Below are 18182 nucleotides of genomic sequence, written 5' to 3'. Positions count from 1 at the left end.
GAAGGCTGCGATCTTTTGATCTGGCCTTTCTTGAGGCTGCCCGAAGGTCAGGATCATAAGATCGCAGCCTTCGGCAACTCCTGCAGTTGGTCAGCGTTTTGATTAATTAAATTGCACACAATTCAATTGCTCGCTATTTTGTTGATTCTTCCATTCATTCGGAACCTCAAACATGAGCGACAACCTGCTGAGCATCCCTTGCACCACGATCAAGGGTGAGCAAAAGACGCTGGCGGATTTCGCCGGCAAGGCCGTGCTCGTGGTCAACACGGCCAGCAAGTGCGGTTTCACTCCGCAGTACAAGGGCCTGGAAGAGCTGTGGCAGACCTACAAGGACCAGGGGCTGGTGGTGCTCGGATTTCCCTGCAACCAGTTCGGCAAGCAAGAGCCGGGCAACGAAGGGGCGATCTCCGAGTTCTGCGAGCTGAACTTCGGTGTCAGCTTCCCGCTGTTCAAAAAGATCGACGTCAACGGTGCCGACGCCCATCCGCTGTTCGTGCAATTGAAAAAGCGCGCACCGGGGGTACTGGGTTCCCAGGGTATCAAGTGGAACTTCACCAAATTCCTGATTGGCAAGGACGGGCAACTGGTCAAGCGTTTCGCTCCGGCGACCAAGCCGCAGGACCTGACCCGCGAGATCGAAGCCCTGCTCAAATGAACACCTTGTCAGTCGATTCCCTGAAGCTCGACAGCCAGCTGTGTTTCAAGCTGTACGCGGCTTCCCGAGCGGTGATTCGCGCCTACAAGCCCATGCTCGATCAGTTGGGCCTGACTTACCCTCAGTACCTGGCGATGCTGGTGCTGTGGGAGTGGCAGGAAGCGGCCCCGGAGCAGCCGACCGTCAAGGCGCTGGGCGAACGTTTGGCCCTGGATTCCGGCACGCTGACCCCCTTGCTCAAGCGCCTGGAACAACTGCAACTGGTGCAGCGTCAGCGTTCGGCGCGCGATGAACGTGAAGTGCACTTGAGCCTGTCGCCAGCCGGCACGGCCTTGCGTGACCAGGTCGGGCCACTCAAGGCGCGCCTGTTGTGCGACAGCGGGGTCGATCTGAATCGTCTCAACGACTTGCGCGATGGCCTCGATCACCTGTTGGGGCAGATCAAGGCGTTGTCGTAGCGGGGATCCACAGGTCCAGCAGGGCGGCCAGTTCTTCGCGCCGGAAGGGTTTGGCCAGGTAGTCGCTCATGCCCGCGGCACGACAGCGTTCGCGCTCCTCCGACATGGCGTTGGCCGTCAGGGCGACGATGGGCAGTTGGGGCCAGCGTCCGCTGCGGCGGATTTGCCGGCTGGCTTCATAGCCGTCCATTACCGGCATGTTGCAGTCCATCAGCACCAGATCGAATTCCCGTTGCTCGAGTTGATCCAGAGCCTCGCCACCATGAGCCGCGGTGGTGACTTCGCAGCCGAGTTTGCCGAGCATGCCCTTGGCCACCAACTGGTTGACCGGATTATCTTCCACCAACAGCACGCTCCCGCGGCGTTGCGGGCATTGCGTGTCGAGCCGGGCCTCGTTGATCGGGTGGGTCTGTGGTTGCAGGATCCGCCGCAATGTCTGAAGCAGCGTGTTGCGGGCCAAGGGGCGGGCCTGCTGTTGCAAGGGGGCGAGGGCGTTGACCTCTTCGCCGGGCATGAAGTTGCCATACGCGGTAATCAGCAGGATCGGCGCGCTGAGGGTGGGGCGCAGATTGAACAGGCATTCGGGGCAGTCGGTGATGAGCACGTCGGCTGCCAGGCCAAGCAGTGGGTCATCCATGGAACGCCGTTCATAGTCCAGCCCCCAGACAGGCAACAGGCTGTTCAACATTTCCCCCAGACCGCTGCTGGCGGCTGTGATGGCGATGACTTTTCCCTTGAGCGAAACGGCAGGCATTGCACGGGTATGGCTGGGCAAAGGCAAGTCCGCGCAGAACTGGCTGCCAAAACCCGGCTCGGAGCTGATCGTCAGGCGCCCCTGCATGGCTTCGCAAAGGTTGTAGGTCAGGGCCAGGCCCAGCCCGGTGCCGCCAAACTGACGGGTAATACCGGCGCCGGCCTGGGTGAAAGGCTGGAGGATCTTGACCTGGGCATCTTGAGGGATGCCGATGCCGGTGTCGCACACTTCGATCCTGACGCCGTCGCCGAACGTCGACAGGCGCACGTCGACCCGCCCGAAACGGGTGAACTTGAGGGCATTGGACAGCAGGTTACTGACGATCTGCCGCACCCGGGTCGGATCGCCGAGCACCAGTGCCGGGAAATGCGGATCGATCAGGCAGGTCAGTTCGACGCTGGGGGCGGCGTTCTGCGACAACAGGTTGGCGGTGTCTTCGATCAGCGAACCGAGGTCGAAGGGGATGTGTTCGAGTTCGAGTTGGCCGGCATCGAACTTCGACAAATCGAGAATATCGTTGAGCAATTCCACCAGCACTTTGCCCGAGTCATGGGCGATCGACAGTTGCTGCTGTTGTTCGGCATTCAGCGGCCCGTCGAGGGACAGCGCGATCATCCCGAGCAAGCCATTGAGAGGCGTGCGGATTTCATGGCTCATGTTGGCCAGGAACACCGAGCGGGCTTCGGCCATGTCGAGGGCGGTACTGCGGGCGACTTCCAGCTCCTCGTTGGATTGGCTCAGCCGGGCGTTGATCGCCTTGAGTTCGGCAGTGCGGGCCGAGACGATGTTTTCCAGTTGGCCCAGATACTCGGTCAGGCGATTTTCTGCGTTGCGCCGCTGCTGGATTTCGGTGGCGATGCTCTTGAATTGCTGGTTGGCAACCTTGACCAGCACACCGATCTCATCGTTGGCGTGCCCGGTGGGACACTCCAGTGAGGTCGATTCGGTGCTGCTCGGGTCGCGACCGCTGAGTTCACGGATGACCCGTACCAGGGGTTTGGTCAGCATCACATAGAACAGCGCCAGCAGGATGCCGGACAGCAGCAGGCTGCGGGCGAAGCCATTGAGCAGGGTCACTTCGGCCCGGCGCAGGAACCGGTCGCCGAAGGCGTAAGTGTCGACGCTCAGCCGCAGCGTACCCAGGGATTCGTTGGGCATATGATCCAGGTAAAGCCGGTCTTCGAACTGTCGGTTGGCGCCGAACAGGAAGTCACTGAGCATCCGGTAACCGTTTTCCACACCGGGTCGTTTGACGTTGGCCAGCACGGTGCCGTTGTTGTCGGTCAGTTTTGCGTTGATGATCGCCGGCGAGCGCAGCAGGCCCTGGGTCAGTTCCTTGGCGAGTTCGGCGTCGATGTTGTAGGCGATTCGCGAGGCCGGGTTGTGGCTGATTTCCAGCAATGAAAGGATTTCACGATTGATGGAGGCGTCTTCACTGGCATAATCGATGCCTATTTGCAGCAGGCTGAGCAGCGTGCCCAGAATGAAACCGACCAGCACGGTAAGCCGGGCTTGCTTGAATGACAGCCGGTTGGTGAATTTGATGTCCATGGGGGGGTGAACCACTTCCGTTTCCTTTCGCTGCTCAAGCATAGTCGATCATGCCTGCCTGCTGATGTTCTCGCGAGACCTGTACTGCGGGGCAGCCGCTTGTGTGACGCTGTGTTTCGTCGCTGTATCACCATCATTACTGTGAACGTGCCCGAGGAGAAGTCGTGGATTCCCGATTGAATGCTTTTCTTGAACGCGCCGATGCCGTTCTGGCCCGTATCGAGCCGTTGCTGCCGGCGCCACGGCCAGTCATCGACTGGACGCAATGCCTGGCCGCGCGCTGGCAGCGTGAGTCGCGCGGCGGTTATCTGATGCCGCTGGAGGTCAGCCTCGACATGCGTTTGTCGGACCTGATCGGCGTCGACCGGCAAGTCGAGCAGCTTGGGCGCAATACCCGGCAGTTCCTCGACGGCATGCCGGCTAACCACGCCTTGCTCTGGGGCTCGCGCGGCACCGGCAAGTCGTCGCTGGTGCGCGCCTTGTTGGCTGAGCACGCTCAAGCCGGTTTGCGCTTGATCGAGATTGAACGTGATCACCTGGCAGACCTGCCGCGAGTGGTCGAACAGATCGGTAAATTGCCTCAGCGTTTCGTGCTGTTTTGCGATGATCTCTCGTTCGAGTCGGGCGAGGGTGATTACCGGGTGCTCAAAAGCGTCCTCGATGGCTCGCTGGAACAGGCGCCGGACAACGTATTGCTGTACGCAACGTCCAACCGTCGCCACCTGGTGCCGGAAAAGGAAAGTGACAACGAAAACTGGAAACGGGTTGACGGCGAACTGCATCCGAGCGAGGCGGTGGAAGACAAGATCGCGCTGTCGGACCGCTTCGGCCTGTGGCTGTCGTTCTATCCGTTTACCCAGGAACACTTCCTCGACGTCGTCGAACACTGGATCGGCCAGTTGGCCGGCAAGGCCGGACTGGCGTGGCAGCGCACCGAAGAACTGGACATTCTGGCGGTACGCTGGGCCACGGGCCGAGGCAATCGCAATGGACGTTGCGCCTATCAATTTGCCCGTTACTGGGTCGGGCTGAAGCTGTTGGAGCACAAGGCATGATCGATTTACAAAAGAGCGGCCAGGGCCTCGAAGGCTACGGCATGCTGCACGCGCAGCTGGAATCATTGCTGGCGGACGAGCGGGATTTCATCGCCAATGCCGCACAGTTCTCGGCGTTTCTGTTCAACCAACTCGATGACTTGAACTGGGCCGGTTTCTACCTCAACCGTAATGAAGAACTGGTGCTGGGCCCGTTTCAGGGGCAGATCGCCTGCGTGCGGATTCCGTTCGGCCGTGGCGTTTGCGGGGCGGCGGCAGCCACCCTGCAGACTCAACGAGTCGAAGATGTGCACGCGTTTCCCGGTCACATTGCCTGCGACAGCGCCTCGAACAGCGAACTGGTGGTGCCGCTGGTCAAGGACGGTCGATTGATCGGCGTGCTCGACCTCGACAGCCCGGAGCTCGCGCGCTTCACCGCGCAGGACCAGGCTGGAATCGAACAGCTGGCGGCGATTTTCCTGCGCCTGACCGACTGCTGATCAAGACGCCAGACCGGCCTTGGCCAGCAGGCCAGAGGCGTCCACCGCATCGATCTGTCCGGGGGCGAGGAAGCGCCTGGCGTACTGCAAATAGATCTGTGCCTTGATGAACAGCCCGAACAGCTCCGGGTCGATGTGGGCATCACGGCACATGAACGCCATGATGCCCAGCGCCTCGCTCAAGGTCTTGGCTTTTTTGTAGGGGCGGTCGGCGGCCGTCAACGCTTCGAAGATATCGGCAATCGCCATCATCCGCGCCGGCAGGCTCATTTCTTCTCGCTTCAAGCGTTTCGGATACCCGGTGCCGTCCATTTTTTCGTGGTGCCCGCCGGCTATTTCCGCGACGCTGCGCAAGTGTCCGGGAAACGGTAGATGGTTGAGCATCAGGATCGTCTGAACGATGTGGTTATTGATGACATAACGCTCCTCGCTCGTCAGTGTGCCGCGGACAATGCTCAGGTTGTACAGCTCGCCCCGGTTGTATTTGTGGGGCGGAACGTCGAATTTGAAGCCCAGGGGATTGTCTTGCGGTATCACTTCGTTTTCGCTGCGCTCGAACAAGTGCTCGGGTTTGTCCGCCAGTAACGGTTCGCTGACGGGCAGGGCGGGGGCGGGCGTTCGGGCCTGACGCCGGTTTTCTTCCCAGGACACGCCCAACCGGTCATCCAGGGTTCGGGTCCAGGTGCGTTCAGCCAGTTGGCGCAGGCGTTGCAGGTCAGCGTCGGCCATGGCTTCGCCACCGAGATTGCAACGGGCCACGAATTCGAAATCATCATCCAGTCCGGCCAGGCTGGCATTGCGCAATTCTGCCAGCGCTTGCTCGTCACCACCCAGGGCGATGGCCTGCCAGTAGCTGATCCAGACGTCGCGCTTGAGTACCTCGAAACGGGTACGGATTTCGTGGATGCGATCGGTCAGGGTTTCCAGTTTCGTGGCTTTGTCGACGACGTATTCCGGGGTGGTGACCTTGCCGCAATCGTGCAGCCAGGCGGCGATGTGCAGTGCCTCCCATTCATCTTCGGTCGGCTGATAGGCGCTGAAGGCGGGCTCCTGGCTGTCTGCCGCCGCTTGGGCAAGCATCAGGGTCAGTTCCGGTACGCGCTGGCAATGGCCGCCGGTGTAGGGGCTTTTGGCGTCGATGGCACCGGCCAGCAGTTGAATGAAGGCGTCCAGCAGCTGTTTTTGCCGGGCTTGCAGGCGCTGGCTTTCGATACATACGGCGGCCGCGCCGGACACCGCCTGGAGAAACGCAATGCGGTCCGGCCGCAGTTTGTCCAGATCGCACTGCTCGCCGCTGTCGGCTAATAACAACACCAGCAGGCCCACGGTTTCGTTGTGGCGATTGTGCAGGCGGATTCCGATCAGATGGACCCGAGGACTTTCCAGCGCGAGCAGGATTTTCTGCAGGTCACCTGCCTGCTCGAAACCCAGGTTGCTGACAACATTGTCGACGTTGGCCAACTGGTGCAGCCATGGGGGGCTATGCGGGTTCTTGAGCGAGTGTCCGCGGATATCGAAGGCTTGCAGGTTTTCGGCGGTGTTGTTGATCACCAGTCCGTGGGGTTCCATGTGCTCGCCATCACCTTCGCGCAGATAGATCAGGCCGGCCTGGGCCTGACCGATTTTCACGGTTTCAAACAACACCCGTTCCAGCAGCGGGGCGAAACGGGTTTCGGCGCTGAGGCTGTCGGTGATCTGGAAGAAACTCGCCAGGGTGTCTTTCATCCGTGCCATCGACACACTCAACTGGTCGACTTCGAGCACAGGCGAGCGACGGGAAAGCGGAAAGTTGAAATCGAAACTGCGAATCGCGTCGGCTTCCTGCACCAGGGCGCGTAAGGGTTTGACCAGGACTCTCGACGTCAGCCAACCCAGTGGTACGCATAACAGCAGGGTTGCCAGGGTAATGAGTGCACCTTGCCAGCGCATCCGGTACGCGTCGACGAGCAACTCGTCTTCCGGTACCAGCAGCGCCAGTTGCAGGCCTTGGGGGCCGCCTTCCTGCATGCTGCTGCGGGCCACGATCCACTGCCGGCCGCTGGCGCTCAGGCGACTGCCCTGAGGGGGGCTGTTGAGCAAAGCACCCAGGCTGGGGCTCAGATCCGCCGCCTTGATCAGGCGGGACGTCTGATCATCGATGATCAGCCTGCGGCTGTCGGGGTAGGCAATGGCATTGCCTTCGGCATCGAACAGCACGATTTCGGTATTGGGGGTCACAACGTGCTTGGCCAGGGTTGCGCTGAGTTCGGCCAGGGTCAGGTCAGCGGCCAGGATTGCCTTGTCGCTGCTGCGCCGTGCCAGCGTCGTGCCGATGTTGTGGGTGGAAAAGAAGATATAGGGTTCGGTCGTGATCTGGTCATTGTCGCCGCGGGCGCTGGTAAACCAGGCACGATTGCGTGGGTCGTACGTGTCGTTCAGGTTGTCCTGACGGCTGACAAGTACCAGGTTCCGGTCGAAAAACAACGACTGGGAGTGGGCCTGGCCGCTGCTGTCGTGCTCAATGCTCCAGACTTGGAAAACCGCCGTGTCCGGTGCCTTGACCAGGGCTTTGACCTCTGGGGTGCGCAGCGGGCGGACCATGAAAAAGTCACCATTGTCGTAGCCCAGGTACAGCGAAGCCAGGTTGGGGTTGTCCTCGAGTGACTGGCTGAACGGTTCGAGCAGTGCCAGGCGTTGTTCCAGATCTTGGGACTGGCCCGCCGGATTGAGTGCCAGCAGGCTCAACAGATGGCGAATGGGGTCATAGGTCGCGTGCAGGTCCAGCCGGACATCCTGCTCAATGCGGTTGAAGAGTTTTTCACTGCTGGACAGTATGATCTGTGTGGTTTGTCGGTAGTTGAAAAGCCCCAGCACCGCCCCGGTCAGCAACAGCAAAAAGGTGAACATCACGCTGATATGGACATGCAGCGGAAACCGGCGTGGATCCGTGCGCAGTGGGTCAGGCATTGCGGGTTTCTCCATGATGGTCAACACACTGCCGAGGGACCAAGCATAGTTAAGGCTCTGGCATTTTGCCTTGGTCGTAATGCTCGATCTGACGTAGCAACGCGTCCTCCAGCTCAAGCATGGCGCGCTCCATGGATTTGCAGCATCCAGCCACTTTTTCGCGATCGAAATCCTCATGGCAGGCGGCTTCGAGTGCCTCGCAGCGGTCGATCAGACGGGAGGCCTGTACTATCCGGGCTGCGCCTTTGATTTTGTGGGCAATGTCCCGCAGCGCTTGCGTATCCCCAGAGCTGGATAGCGACAGCAGCGTTGGCAGATCCTGGCGGTTGCTTTTCACCAACTCGTTCAGCAATCGTCGGTTCAACATCGGGTTGCCCCCGGTCAGCAGCTTCAACCCGTGAAGGCTGAACGCCGGGGCTGCATGGGTTGGTTCAATGCCTTGCACCCATTGACTCAAGGCCCCGAGGCTGAGGGGTTTGAACAGGCAGTCATCCATTCCGGCCTGTTTGCAGCGTTGTATTTCTTCCGGTTGGGCGTTGGCGGTAAAGCCGAGAACGGTGCAGGAAGGGCGATGGAGTTGTCGCTCATGCTGGCGAATGGCACGGGCCAGCTCATAACCGTTCATGACCGGCATGTTGCAATCGGCGATCACCAGATCAAAAGGCTGGTCTTTCCATGCATCCAACCCCTCCTGTCCATTGGCCGCGACGGTAAATCGATGCCCAAGAAACTCCAGTTGCTGGCACGTGAGCAATCGATTGGCCGAGTGATCGTCGACGACCAGAACATTCAATGGGGTTGTCGCGACGACGACTTGCGTTTCGACCACTTGGGCTGACTGTTGCAGCGGCAACGTTTCCAGTTGCAACAACACCTCCACTTGGGTGCCGGTGCCCGGCTCGCTGCGCAATTGCAGGCTGCCGCCCATCATCTCGCAGAGATTGCGGCTGATCACCAGCCCCAGTCCTGCGCCTCCCCTGGCCGATTGCATGGCGTGGTCGGCCTGAGCGAAGGGTTCGAACAGGCGTTGTTGATCCTGTTCGTTGATCCCGATACCACTGTCGTGAACCTGCACCCGCATCTGCACACGCTCAGGTTGCGTTGCCGGGTGCAGGTCGACAATGACCCGGACCTGGCCTTGCTCGGTAAACTTGATGGCATTGCTGATCAGGTTGGACAGCACCTGCTTGAAGCGCAACGGGTCCAGCAACACATCGAAGGTCGGGTTCGCCGATGAAAACTCCAGCACCAGTTCGAGTTCCTTCTGTCGGGCCAGGCCTTCGAAAATCCGCACGACCGAGGTCACAAGTTCACCCGGATTAACCTGCTCCGGGCTCAGGCTCAAGCGTCCTGATTCGATTCTGGCGATGTCGAGAATGTCGCCGATCAATTCCAGCAACCCTTTCGCCGAGTTGTACGCGACATCGATGGCCGGACGCTCCGGGTGCTGATGATCAAGACGCTTGAGTGTCAGTTCAAGCATGCCGATGATTGCATTCATCGGCGTGCGAATCTCATGGCTCATCGTTGCCAGAAACGTGCTTTTGGCACGGTTGGCGTTATCGGCGCGTTCTTTCGCGCAACGCAGATCATCGAGCAGTTGCCGCCGTTCGCTGATGTCGATCCAGCCACCGATAATGCCTTGCACTTTTGCGCTGGAGTCCCGATAGGGAAGAATCCAGTGATAGATCGTCAGCCGCCGGCCACCAATGTGCAGCTCGCGATCGACGATCAATGGTCTGCCCTCGGCCACCACGCGCTGGTAGTCGGCCTGGTACTCCCGGGCTTCGAACACATTGCTCATCGATCCCTGCATGACGCTTTTGCCGATGACATCTTCACGCCGGGCGCAGAAGGCTTGCAGGTAACTGTCGTTGCAACTTTGCAGCAGCCCCTGGCGATCACGCACGTAGATCGGATGGGGCGTGCCATTGACCAGCGATCGCATGAACTCGAATTGGTCGTTCAGCGCACGCTCGGCGGCCTTGCGCTGCTTGATCTGGCGTCGCATGTAGTCGTTCCACGCAATGGAAATCAGCAATAGCACGCCTGCACCGATGACGATTTGGTAGAACAGTCTTTGATAGTTGCGCCAGGTACTTTGCGAGGACGCCGAATAGCCGCGCCAGCGACTGTTGATGATGCCCAGCTCTTCTGGCGAGATGCTCAGCAACGCCTTGTCGAGAATAGCGTTCAGCTCTTTGGCGCCCAGAGCGGTGGCAAGGGAAAACGCCGCCTGCTCGGTGCCGATGGTGGTGCTGATTTGCAATGTGTGCTCGAACAGCCGCGAGGAAATAAAGTAATTGGCAATGACCAGTGAGTTCACCGCGCCCTCTGCCTGGCCTTCGGCGAGTAACTCTACGGCGCTGAAGGTGTCCGGGGTTTCGATCAACTTGATCCGGGGAAACTCTCTGCGCAGGTAATCCATGAGTGGATTGCCGCGGGCAATGGCCAGGCGCTTGTCCTGTAACTGCGCGAGGTTGGTCGGGCTGTCGGCGGCTTTGCGGGTCAGCAGGACGTAGGAATTTTCCAGAAAGGGGCGGGTAAAGTTCAGCTGGGTTTGACGTTGTGCACTGGGAAGCAACGCGGCGATCACATCGGCCTTGTTGTCCTTGATCTGTTTGATCATCTCGTCATCGCTTCGACTGCTCCGGATGTCAAAGCGCAAGCCGGTACGCAGCCTGATCAGCTCAAGCAAATCCGCGGTGACCCCGCGAAAGTTGCCATTGCTATCGAAAAACGTCAGTGGCGCAAAGGCTTCGTTGACGACAACGCGCACAATCGGGTGGTGGCTCAGCCAGCGTTCTTCCCGGTCAGTGAGTTGCAGCTTTTGATCGGTCAGCAGAATGTCGCTGCCGGCGCTCCAGCGTTTGGCGATGTTTTCTCGTTCACTGGAGGGGATGGCCGTGATCATCGCGTTGATGATGCCGAGCAGCTCGGGGTTGTTCCGGTTAACGGCGAAGCTGAAACCAAAGGCTTCATGTTTGCCGAAGTTGGCCATGCGGATGTTGTTCAGGTACCCCTTGTTGATCATGTAGTGAGTTGAAATGGTGTCACCGAGAAACACATCCGCCTGATCGAAAGCAACGGCATTGATCGCATTCTGGTAGGACGGATAGGACGTGATGTTCGCCTTCGGGTACAACGCCTTGACTTCCGCCAGCGGCAAGTAGTGATACACCATGCTCAGGCGCAATCCGGCCAGGCCATCGGTGAGGGATCGGGTTTCCCCTTCGCGGGTCACCAATACGGGTTGGTCGACGGCATAGGGTATGGACAGTGCAATGTCGGCATTGCCGGCTTCGAATCCATTGGCGGTGCCGAGCAGATCGACTTCGCCGTTCTCCAGCGCAGCGATCGCGGCCCCTCGGGAATCGAAACGCTGAACCGTGACGGGCAGACCAGTTACTTTTTCCAGGAGACCGGCGTAATCGGCGGTAAACCCTTCATAGTCCTGGCCACTGGTGGTCAGGTCGAATGGGGGATAGTCCGGGGCCGACGTACCGAGCGTCAGTTGATTTTTTTGTGTTATCCATTGTCGCTGGGAGTCATCCAGTCGAACTTCCAGCGACCCGGCCTTCGAGCGGCTGAGCAGCGTGTAGTGTTCATTGCCCGGAGCCCCGAACAACGAGGTGCTCACGCATAGACCTGCGGTCAATTGAATCAGATAGACCTTCAAACGGCTGGGCATCCAGGTTCTCACACGAGTGCGTTACGTTTTGCCATCTCGATCAGTTCAACCAGGGATTTGGCTTTGAGTTTCTGCATGAGGCGCTTTTTGTAGGTGCTCACGGTCTTGTTGCTCAGAAACATGCCCTTGGCGATTTCCTTGTTTGTGCGACCTTGGGCAAAAAGTTGCAAGACCATCAGTTCCCGGTCATTTACCGATTTGAACAGTTCCAGTTCGATGCAGCGTGTTTCATCTCCGCGGACGGGGTTCAAGGCCTCGCTCGGGAAATAGTTGTAACCTGCAAATACCGCTTTTATGGCGCTGACCAGTTCACTGATGTCCTCTTGTTTGCAGACATAACCCGATGCCCCCGATTGCATGCAACGAATACCGAATAGTGTCGGGCATTGTGCTGTCAGTACCAATGTTTTAAGAGGGGTGCTCATTGCGTTGAATCGGGATAGCACTTCCAGGCCATCCAGTTTTGGAATGCTGATGTCGAGAATGACCAGGTCCGGCATGCATTCGCGAACCATCTGCATGGCGTCGACCCCATTGTCAGTTTCGCCGACGACTTTGTAACCTTCATGTTCCAGTAACATTCGAACGGCAAGGCGGATAACCGGGTGATCGTCGACAATAAAAACGGAGTTCATAATCAAGTCCCATGCGAGCTCAAATAAAGCGCGCACCATAGCTCAGATACTTGAAGGGACGCATGAACTGACCGACCTGTAGCAGCAATATAGGAAAAATCCTACAGATTAAAAAGAATGGGACTACGTATTAACTAGGTCTCTTATTAGGAAAGCTGAAAAAAGTCCAATGTGTGGGTGTGCTTTAAAAGGAAGTTGTTTGTAAGTTTTTCACTGTGTAATTGTCAAAATTTATATGTTTTTTTCTATAGCGGTGCTGAGGTCAACAAATCTCTAAATTCAGATTGTTTCAGTGGTTTTATCAAGTAACCCAATAATGGCAGCCCGTGTTCAGTGGCTGTTTTTTCAAGCTCATCCAGTTCAGACGTCGTCAGGCTGCTCAGAATAATCGCCTGCCTGATCAGCCCTCGCTGGCTGGCGAACCGGACCAGATCGAGTCCCGTCAGACCGGGCAGGCATTGATCGCATAAAAGGATGTCGAACGGTTGCTCGGCCCCGAGCAGTTGCAGCAAGGCGCCTTTGGCGCTGTCGGTGGTCGTCAGTCGGGTGAAACCATAACTTTCCAGCAGGCATTGAGTGGCTATTAGTTGGAAGGGATGGTCTTCCACCACAAGGATGCGTAGATCGTCTTCGGCCATGGGGCGCACTTCATCTGTCGAACAGAAGGGAGGGCGATTGTTTCGCGAGAGTATCGGGCAAGCGATCAGTTTGCTCGCCATGTGCTGTAGGGCGATTCGACGAAACTTGAGTGCTTTTGGATGTTGAAGGGGGGATCAGCCATAACGAATGTCGTAATGGCTGACCAACCGATTCACTTCAGTGACTGGCGCGGCCGGTCATTTCCAAAGCCATGTCACTGGCATAGCTGTCGGTCATGCCGGCGATGAAATCAATCATGCGCAAAAACGAAGTGTGCAACGGGCCGTGAGGATCGGGTGCATTGTTGCCCAGCAGATCAAGGATGCGGCGGCTCTTGAATGACGGGGTTCGACCGTTGTGCTGCTCCAGCGCTGCACCACAAAAGGCGTTGAGCAGGATTTCCAGCGTGGTGTAGGCGCCGATCTCGTGCAGGGTCTTGCGCTTGTCCTGGAAGATTTTCTTGCGGGCCATGTCCTTGGCATTCAGCACACAACGCTTGGCGGGACCGTGCATGTGCTCCACCAGATCGCCGGGCAGCGTACCGGCCAGCAGCGCATCCTGTTGCTCGACGAAGGCGCGGGCCGCGGCATTGGTCAAGTGCTCGATGGCTTTACCGCGCAAGATGGCCAGTTTGCGTCGGCGCGAATCGTCGGGACCGAGCTGGCGATAGGTCTCCGGCAAGTCATCGCCCACCAGGCCCAGCAGCAGGGATTCGACTTCGGCGTATTCCAGCAATTCCATTTCCAGGCCGTCTTCCAGGTCGATCAGCGCATAGCAGATGTCGTCGGCGGCCTCCATCAGGTACACCAGCGGGTGCCGCGCCCAACGCTGCTCCTCCAGTTGTGGCAGGCCGAGTTTATGGGCGATCTGCTCCAGCAGCGGCAGCTCGCTCTGATAACACCCGAACTTGTGTTTCTTGTAGCCCAGCGAGTCGGCGTGCCTGGCCGTCCATGGATACTTCAGGTACGTGCCCAGCGTTGCATAGGTCAGGCGGGTACCGCCGTCGAACTGGTGATACTCCAGTTGGGTGAGTACCCGAAAGCCCTGGGCATTGCCTTCGAAATTCAGGAAGTCATTGCGCTCGGCTTCACTCATTGCATCCAGCCAGCCACGGCCGGCGGCTTGCTGGAACCAATGGCGGATCGCGTCTTCACCGGAATGGCCGAACGGCGGGTTGCCGATGTCGTGTGCCAGGCAGGCCGATTGCACCACCATTCCCAGGTCGCTGGGTTCGCACCATTCGGGCAGCGTCCTGCGGATGGTTTCGCCGACCCGCATGCCCAGTGAACGACCCACACAACTGACTTCCAGCGAGTGGGTCAGGCGCGTATGAATGTGATCGTTGCTGGACACCGGATGGACCTGGGTCTTGCGCCCGAGGCGACGGAAAGCCCCCGAGAAAATGATGCGGTCGTGGTCTTTGTGAAAAGGGCTGCGGCCGAGTTCTTCAGGGCTGTGCAGAGGTTTTCCGAGGCGTTCGCGGGTAAGCAGGGTGTGCCAATCCAAGGCGGGTCTCTCCGTCAGGTTTCTGATGTCCTAGCTTCCCGTTTCGCGCCATGACCTGCAAGCGGAACTACAACCTGGCGGCGTCGATATCGAGACCTTCTTGCAAGATCTTTTTTTGGAGGGTGCCTGTTGACCGGGTAGGCGCACAGGATTGCACCTCTCGATAGAGGGGCGCATCCCGTCGACATTGCAAGAGTGCAAGCCAGAAAGAAACTGATCAGTCTTTGCGCGAAGAGCCCTGCATGATCAGTTTGATCAGCGGCCCCAGTGTGGTGCCGAGGCGTATCAGCCGGGTCAGGCTGCTGAGGCCACCGCCATTTTTTGCACCCTTGCCGGTCAGAAAGCCCAGCAGGGTGACGGCGGCCACGCCCCAGAGTGGAGCGTGCTTGATGCCGAAGCCGTCCTGCAGGTTTTGCGTCATCCCGCGCACCCGTTGCAAGGGCTGCAGCAGTTGCGCGGATTCGTGGCGGATTTCCTGACGATGCATTTCCATGCGCAGGCGGATCAGGGCCTTGCGCATTTCCGCGCGCGAGCTGTTTTGTGGCAATTCAGGCAGGCTCATGGCAGCAGGCGCTCCCGATCGTTGGCCAGCTCTTCCAGGGTGCCATGGAAGGGCGAGGACTCATCGAAAATCGCCGCTCTCAAGCGCATTCCACAGAATATGGCGGCGAGGGAGTAGAACACGCAGAGCCCGATGATGGCGGTCAGGCGATACGTGTCCCAGAACACGATAAGCACCAGCGTCGACAGCCCTACCAGCAGCAGCAACGCAAACACCAGCGCCAGACCGGCAAACAGCAACAGGCTGACGGTGCGGGCTTTTTGTTCCTGCAATTCGATGCCGAACAGTTCGACATGGCTGTGCAGCAACCCAAGGAAGGCAGCACCCAGGCGCCGCGATGAGGAGCTGGTTCCCGTCACGGACGGGCCGGATTCGCCGATCGACATATCAGCGCCGGCTGGCCAGCAGACCGATCAGGAAACCCACGCCGGCCGCGATCCCGACGGATTGCCAAGGGTTGGCCTGGACATAGTCTTCAGTGGCGGTGACAGCAGCCTTGCCGTGTTCGCGCAGGGAGTCTTCGGTGAGTTTCAGGGTTTCACGGGCACGCAAGAGACTGTCGTGGATCTGCTCGCGCAACTCGTCGGCCTGATCGCCGGCCAGGTTCGCGGTGTGCTCCAGCAAGCGTTCGGTGTCACTGACCAGTGTCTGAAAGTCGTTCATCAGGATTTCTTGAGCAGTCTTTGCCTGGGGGCGGGCCATGGTGGATCTCCTTAAGTGGCTATCTGATGCGTTCGAGTATGAGCCTTCGGCGAAGGTTCAGTACAAATGACTGGTACAACTTTTGCTGGGTCGTGGTGCGCCGGTCCGCACCATTGCGCTATTGCCGGGCATGATTTCAGTAAAACCGTAGGACCAACAATCAAAAACTCGCGTAAACGTCCGGGGCGCGTTTTTCCTGGGCGGCGTCCGTGCGCCAAAGTGGTTCAGCGGGATCAGTCCGCTGATGCCTTGAAGCTGCAACTTGGTGCATGGGCGGTCATCGCGAACTGCTTTGGTGCTTTTTTCTGCCATAAGGTCTGCCCATTCCATGGAAAATCTGCAAAGCGCTGTGGACACCCTGGTCCATAGCTCCAACACGCTGTTCATTCTGATCGGTGCGGTCATGGTTCTGGCCATGCACGCCGGTTTCGCCTTTCTCGAAGTCGGAACCGTGCGACAGAAAAACCAGGTCAATGCCTTGTCGAAAATCCTCAGCGACTTCGCCGTTTCGACAATGGCCTACTTCTTTATAGGCTATTGGATTTCCTATGGCGTGACGTTCATGCAGCCAGCGGCCGTGCTCAATGCCGACCATGGCTATGGACTGGTGAAGTTTTTCTTCCTGCTGACTTTTGCCGCGGCGATCCCGGCGATCATTTCCGGAGGGATCGCCGAGCGCGCCCGGTTTGTTCCCCAGCTGTGTGCAACCGCGTTGATCGTCGCGTTCATCTATCCGTTCTTCGAAGGCATTGTCTGGAACGGCAACCTGGGGTTGCAAGCCTGGTTGCTGGAGCGCTTTGGCGCTGGTTTCCATGATTTCGCAGGCTCCGTGGTGGTGCATGCCATGGGCGGCTGGCTGGCACTGGCGGCGGTGCTGTTGCTCGGGCCGCGTAATGGCCGCTATCGCGACGGTCGGCTGGTCGCGTTCGCGCCATCGAGCATCCCGTTTCTGGCACTGGGCTCGTGGATCCTGATTGTTGGCTGGTTCGGCTTCAACGTCATGAGTGCGCAAACCCTGCAAGGTGTCAGCGGACTGGTGGCGGTGAACTCGTTGATGGCCATGGTTGGCGGTACGGTAGCGGCGCTGATTGTCGGGCGCAACGACCCCGGCTTTTTGCACAACGGCCCGTTGGCGGGGCTCGTGGCAATCTGTGCCGGTTCCGACCTGATGCATCCTATGGGGGCACTGGTCACCGGTGCCGTCGCGGGGGCGCTGTTTGTCTGGTGCTTTACCGCGGCCCAAGGCAAATGGCGCATCGACGATGTCTTGGGTGTGTGGCCGTTGCATGGCTTGTGCGGCGTGTGGGGCGGCATCGCCTGCGGCATTTTCGGCCAGACCGCTTTGGGCGGGCTGGGCGGGGTCAGTCTGATCAGCCAGTTGATCGGCACTGCGCTGGGCGTCACTGTGGCGCTGGCCGGCGGATTTGCGGTGTATGGCGTGATCAAGGCGTTGCATGGACTGCGCCTGAGCCAGGAAGAGGAGTATTACGGCGCGGACCTGTCGATCCACAAGATCGGCGCCGTGAGCCAGGACTGACTCGGGTCTCTTTATCTTCGGTGGCATCAGGGCAGGGACCTCAATGGCTCGACGGTTTTTCGGGGCAGGCCTAGAATGGTCACTTCATTTTCTGGTTGAGCGCTCATGCTTCCCGAATGTCAGCTGTTCGGCACCCTTGGATGCCATCTCTGTGAAGTAGCCGAAGCCATGTTGATGGAGTTCGTCGAGCGCGGTCTGCTGGTGGAACTGGTGGATATCGCTGAGGATGAAACATGGTTCGCAGCCTACAGCCTGCGTATTCCGGTGTTGCGGCGAGTCGATACCGGTGCTGAACTGGGCTGGCCGTTCAGTGCCGATCAGGTGGTGGCGTTCCTGCATTGAGCGGTTCTTGCGCTGACGGCATGTCCCGCCTGTCGAACTTTGCGATTGATCCCCTTGGCTTATTCGGTGTTGATCGGATACTGTATGCGTATACAGTTATTCGCGGTGCCTGCCTTGCCGTTCCTGATTTTCGGGAGTGAGCAGGCAAGCCCGGGCGTCAGAGGGATGAATCGTGGTCAATGTCGAACAGTTGAAGAACAGCGTGAACCGGATGTCCGCGGACGTCGTGCGCGAGGCTGTCCTTGAATTGCGTCTGGATGGTCTGGTGACCGAGGGGAAAACGCCCTTCAACAAAACGCATTTCAATACCTGTTTCGCAGAAATCGAGGCCTTGTTTCAGCGTGCGGGTTATCACCGGCAACTCGATGTCGTGGGTTATCAGGGATTGTTGTACGCCCTGTATGACCCCGCCCGCTGGGAGGCGGTCGATGTACTGCGCTGGCTCAAGGAGTACACCGAAGCGGCGGCACGCGCACAGATCCCGGCTTGAGGAATCTTAGGGGGCGTTCTCAATTAGTTTTCACGCCGCGCCGGGCCTGCTGTTGTGCAGGGCAAGGCGCGAGAAGCGTGGTTTGGTCATTCCAAATAAGCTTCGAGCAACGCAGCCCTGCACAACAGCAGGCCCGGCCCTTCGGGTTGTGCCTTAAAACGGGCCAGGCTGCGTTGC

General features: G+C 58.8%; 16 protein-coding genes. 7 read left to right on the top strand and 9 right to left on the bottom strand.

The features are described from left to right. The first annotated feature begins 172 nt into the window (after window positions 1-172). Together AC3IP0_RS20385 and AC3IP0_RS20380 are read left to right on the top strand one after the other, a co-directional pair. On the top strand, window positions 173-658 hold the full coding sequence (locus AC3IP0_RS20385; RefSeq protein ID WP_056727098.1) for a glutathione peroxidase: 486 nt from the start codon (window positions 173-175) through the stop codon (window positions 656-658). Further along, window positions 655-1116, top strand: coding sequence for a MarR family winged helix-turn-helix transcriptional regulator (locus AC3IP0_RS20380; RefSeq protein ID WP_046043405.1), 462 nt, complete (start codon window positions 655-657; stop codon window positions 1114-1116). The genes AC3IP0_RS20385 and AC3IP0_RS20380 overlap by 4 nt, the downstream gene beginning before the upstream one ends. Here AC3IP0_RS20380 and AC3IP0_RS20375 read toward each other — a convergent pair. Next, window positions 1100-3463, bottom strand: coding sequence for a hybrid sensor histidine kinase/response regulator (locus AC3IP0_RS20375; RefSeq protein ID WP_489316784.1), 2364 nt, complete (start codon window positions 3461-3463; stop codon window positions 1100-1102). The genes AC3IP0_RS20380 and AC3IP0_RS20375 overlap by 17 nt on opposite strands. 122 nt (window positions 3464-3585) lie before the next feature. Between AC3IP0_RS20375 and AC3IP0_RS20370 the strand changes: the two genes are divergently transcribed. Together AC3IP0_RS20370 and AC3IP0_RS20365 are read left to right on the top strand one after the other, a co-directional pair. After that, window positions 3586-4476, top strand: a complete 891-nt coding sequence (locus AC3IP0_RS20370) for an ATP-binding protein (RefSeq protein WP_489325739.1) — start codon at window positions 3586-3588, stop codon at window positions 4474-4476. Next, entirely contained in the window at window positions 4473-4955 is a 483-nt protein-coding gene (locus AC3IP0_RS20365) for a GAF domain-containing protein (RefSeq protein ID WP_489325738.1), read from the top strand. The genes AC3IP0_RS20370 and AC3IP0_RS20365 overlap by 4 nt, the downstream gene beginning before the upstream one ends. Here AC3IP0_RS20365 and AC3IP0_RS20360 read toward each other — a convergent pair whose 3' ends face one another. From AC3IP0_RS20360 to AC3IP0_RS20325, 8 genes are all read right to left on the bottom strand, one after another. After that, entirely contained in the window at window positions 4956-7901 is a 2946-nt protein-coding gene (locus tag AC3IP0_RS20360; protein ID WP_489325737.1) for an HD domain-containing phosphohydrolase, read from the bottom strand. A gap of 49 nt (window positions 7902-7950) precedes the next feature. Then, complete coding sequence (locus AC3IP0_RS20355; protein ID WP_489316782.1) at window positions 7951-11592, bottom strand: transporter substrate-binding domain-containing protein; 3642 nt, start codon at window positions 11590-11592, stop codon at window positions 7951-7953. Between the two features lie 8 nt (window positions 11593-11600). Further along, complete coding sequence (locus AC3IP0_RS20350; protein WP_008002663.1) at window positions 11601-12227, bottom strand: response regulator transcription factor; 627 nt, start codon at window positions 12225-12227, stop codon at window positions 11601-11603. 245 nt (window positions 12228-12472) lie between these two features. Further along, window positions 12473-12865, bottom strand: coding sequence for a response regulator (locus tag AC3IP0_RS20345; protein WP_489316781.1), 393 nt, complete (start codon window positions 12863-12865; stop codon window positions 12473-12475). A gap of 178 nt (window positions 12866-13043) precedes the next feature. Then, window positions 13044-14372: a deoxyguanosinetriphosphate triphosphohydrolase gene (locus AC3IP0_RS20340; RefSeq protein ID WP_008049102.1), complete on the bottom strand. Its 1329-nt coding sequence runs from the start codon at window positions 14370-14372 to the stop codon at window positions 13044-13046. Between the two features lie 217 nt (window positions 14373-14589). Further along, entirely contained in the window at window positions 14590-14934 is a 345-nt protein-coding gene (locus AC3IP0_RS20335) for a hypothetical protein (protein ID WP_489316780.1), read from the bottom strand. Further along, complete coding sequence (locus tag AC3IP0_RS20330; RefSeq protein WP_057713835.1) at window positions 14931-15320, bottom strand: phage holin family protein; 390 nt, start codon at window positions 15318-15320, stop codon at window positions 14931-14933. Before AC3IP0_RS20330 ends, AC3IP0_RS20335 begins: the two co-directional genes overlap by 4 nt. 1 nt (window position 15321) lies before the next feature. Then, window positions 15322-15636: an ElaB/YgaM/YqjD family protein gene (locus AC3IP0_RS20325; RefSeq protein ID WP_489305461.1), complete on the bottom strand. Its 315-nt coding sequence runs from the start codon at window positions 15634-15636 to the stop codon at window positions 15322-15324. A 328-nt stretch (window positions 15637-15964) separates the two neighbouring features. Here AC3IP0_RS20325 and AC3IP0_RS20320 point away from each other — a divergent pair, with 328 nt between their 5' ends. The 3 genes from AC3IP0_RS20320 (at window position 15965) to AC3IP0_RS20310 (ending at window position 18005) form a co-directional block, all read left to right on the top strand. After that, a complete protein-coding gene (locus tag AC3IP0_RS20320; RefSeq protein ID WP_489325736.1) occupies window positions 15965-17173 on the top strand; it encodes an ammonium transporter in 1209 nt (402 codons plus the stop codon). Window positions 17174-17278: 105 nt separating this feature from the next. Beyond that, window positions 17279-17515: a glutaredoxin family protein gene (locus tag AC3IP0_RS20315; RefSeq protein ID WP_489316778.1), complete on the top strand. Its 237-nt coding sequence runs from the start codon at window positions 17279-17281 to the stop codon at window positions 17513-17515. A gap of 172 nt (window positions 17516-17687) precedes the next feature. Then, window positions 17688-18005, top strand: a complete 318-nt coding sequence (locus AC3IP0_RS20310) for a transcriptional regulator (protein ID WP_095946326.1) — start codon at window positions 17688-17690, stop codon at window positions 18003-18005. Window positions 18006-18182 lie beyond the last annotated feature (177 nt).

It is taken from the genome of Pseudomonas sp. GL_103 (assembly GCF_057835175.1).
Note: the sequence above shows the minus strand (reverse complement) of the source record. Positions and strands in the feature narration are given on the sequence as shown.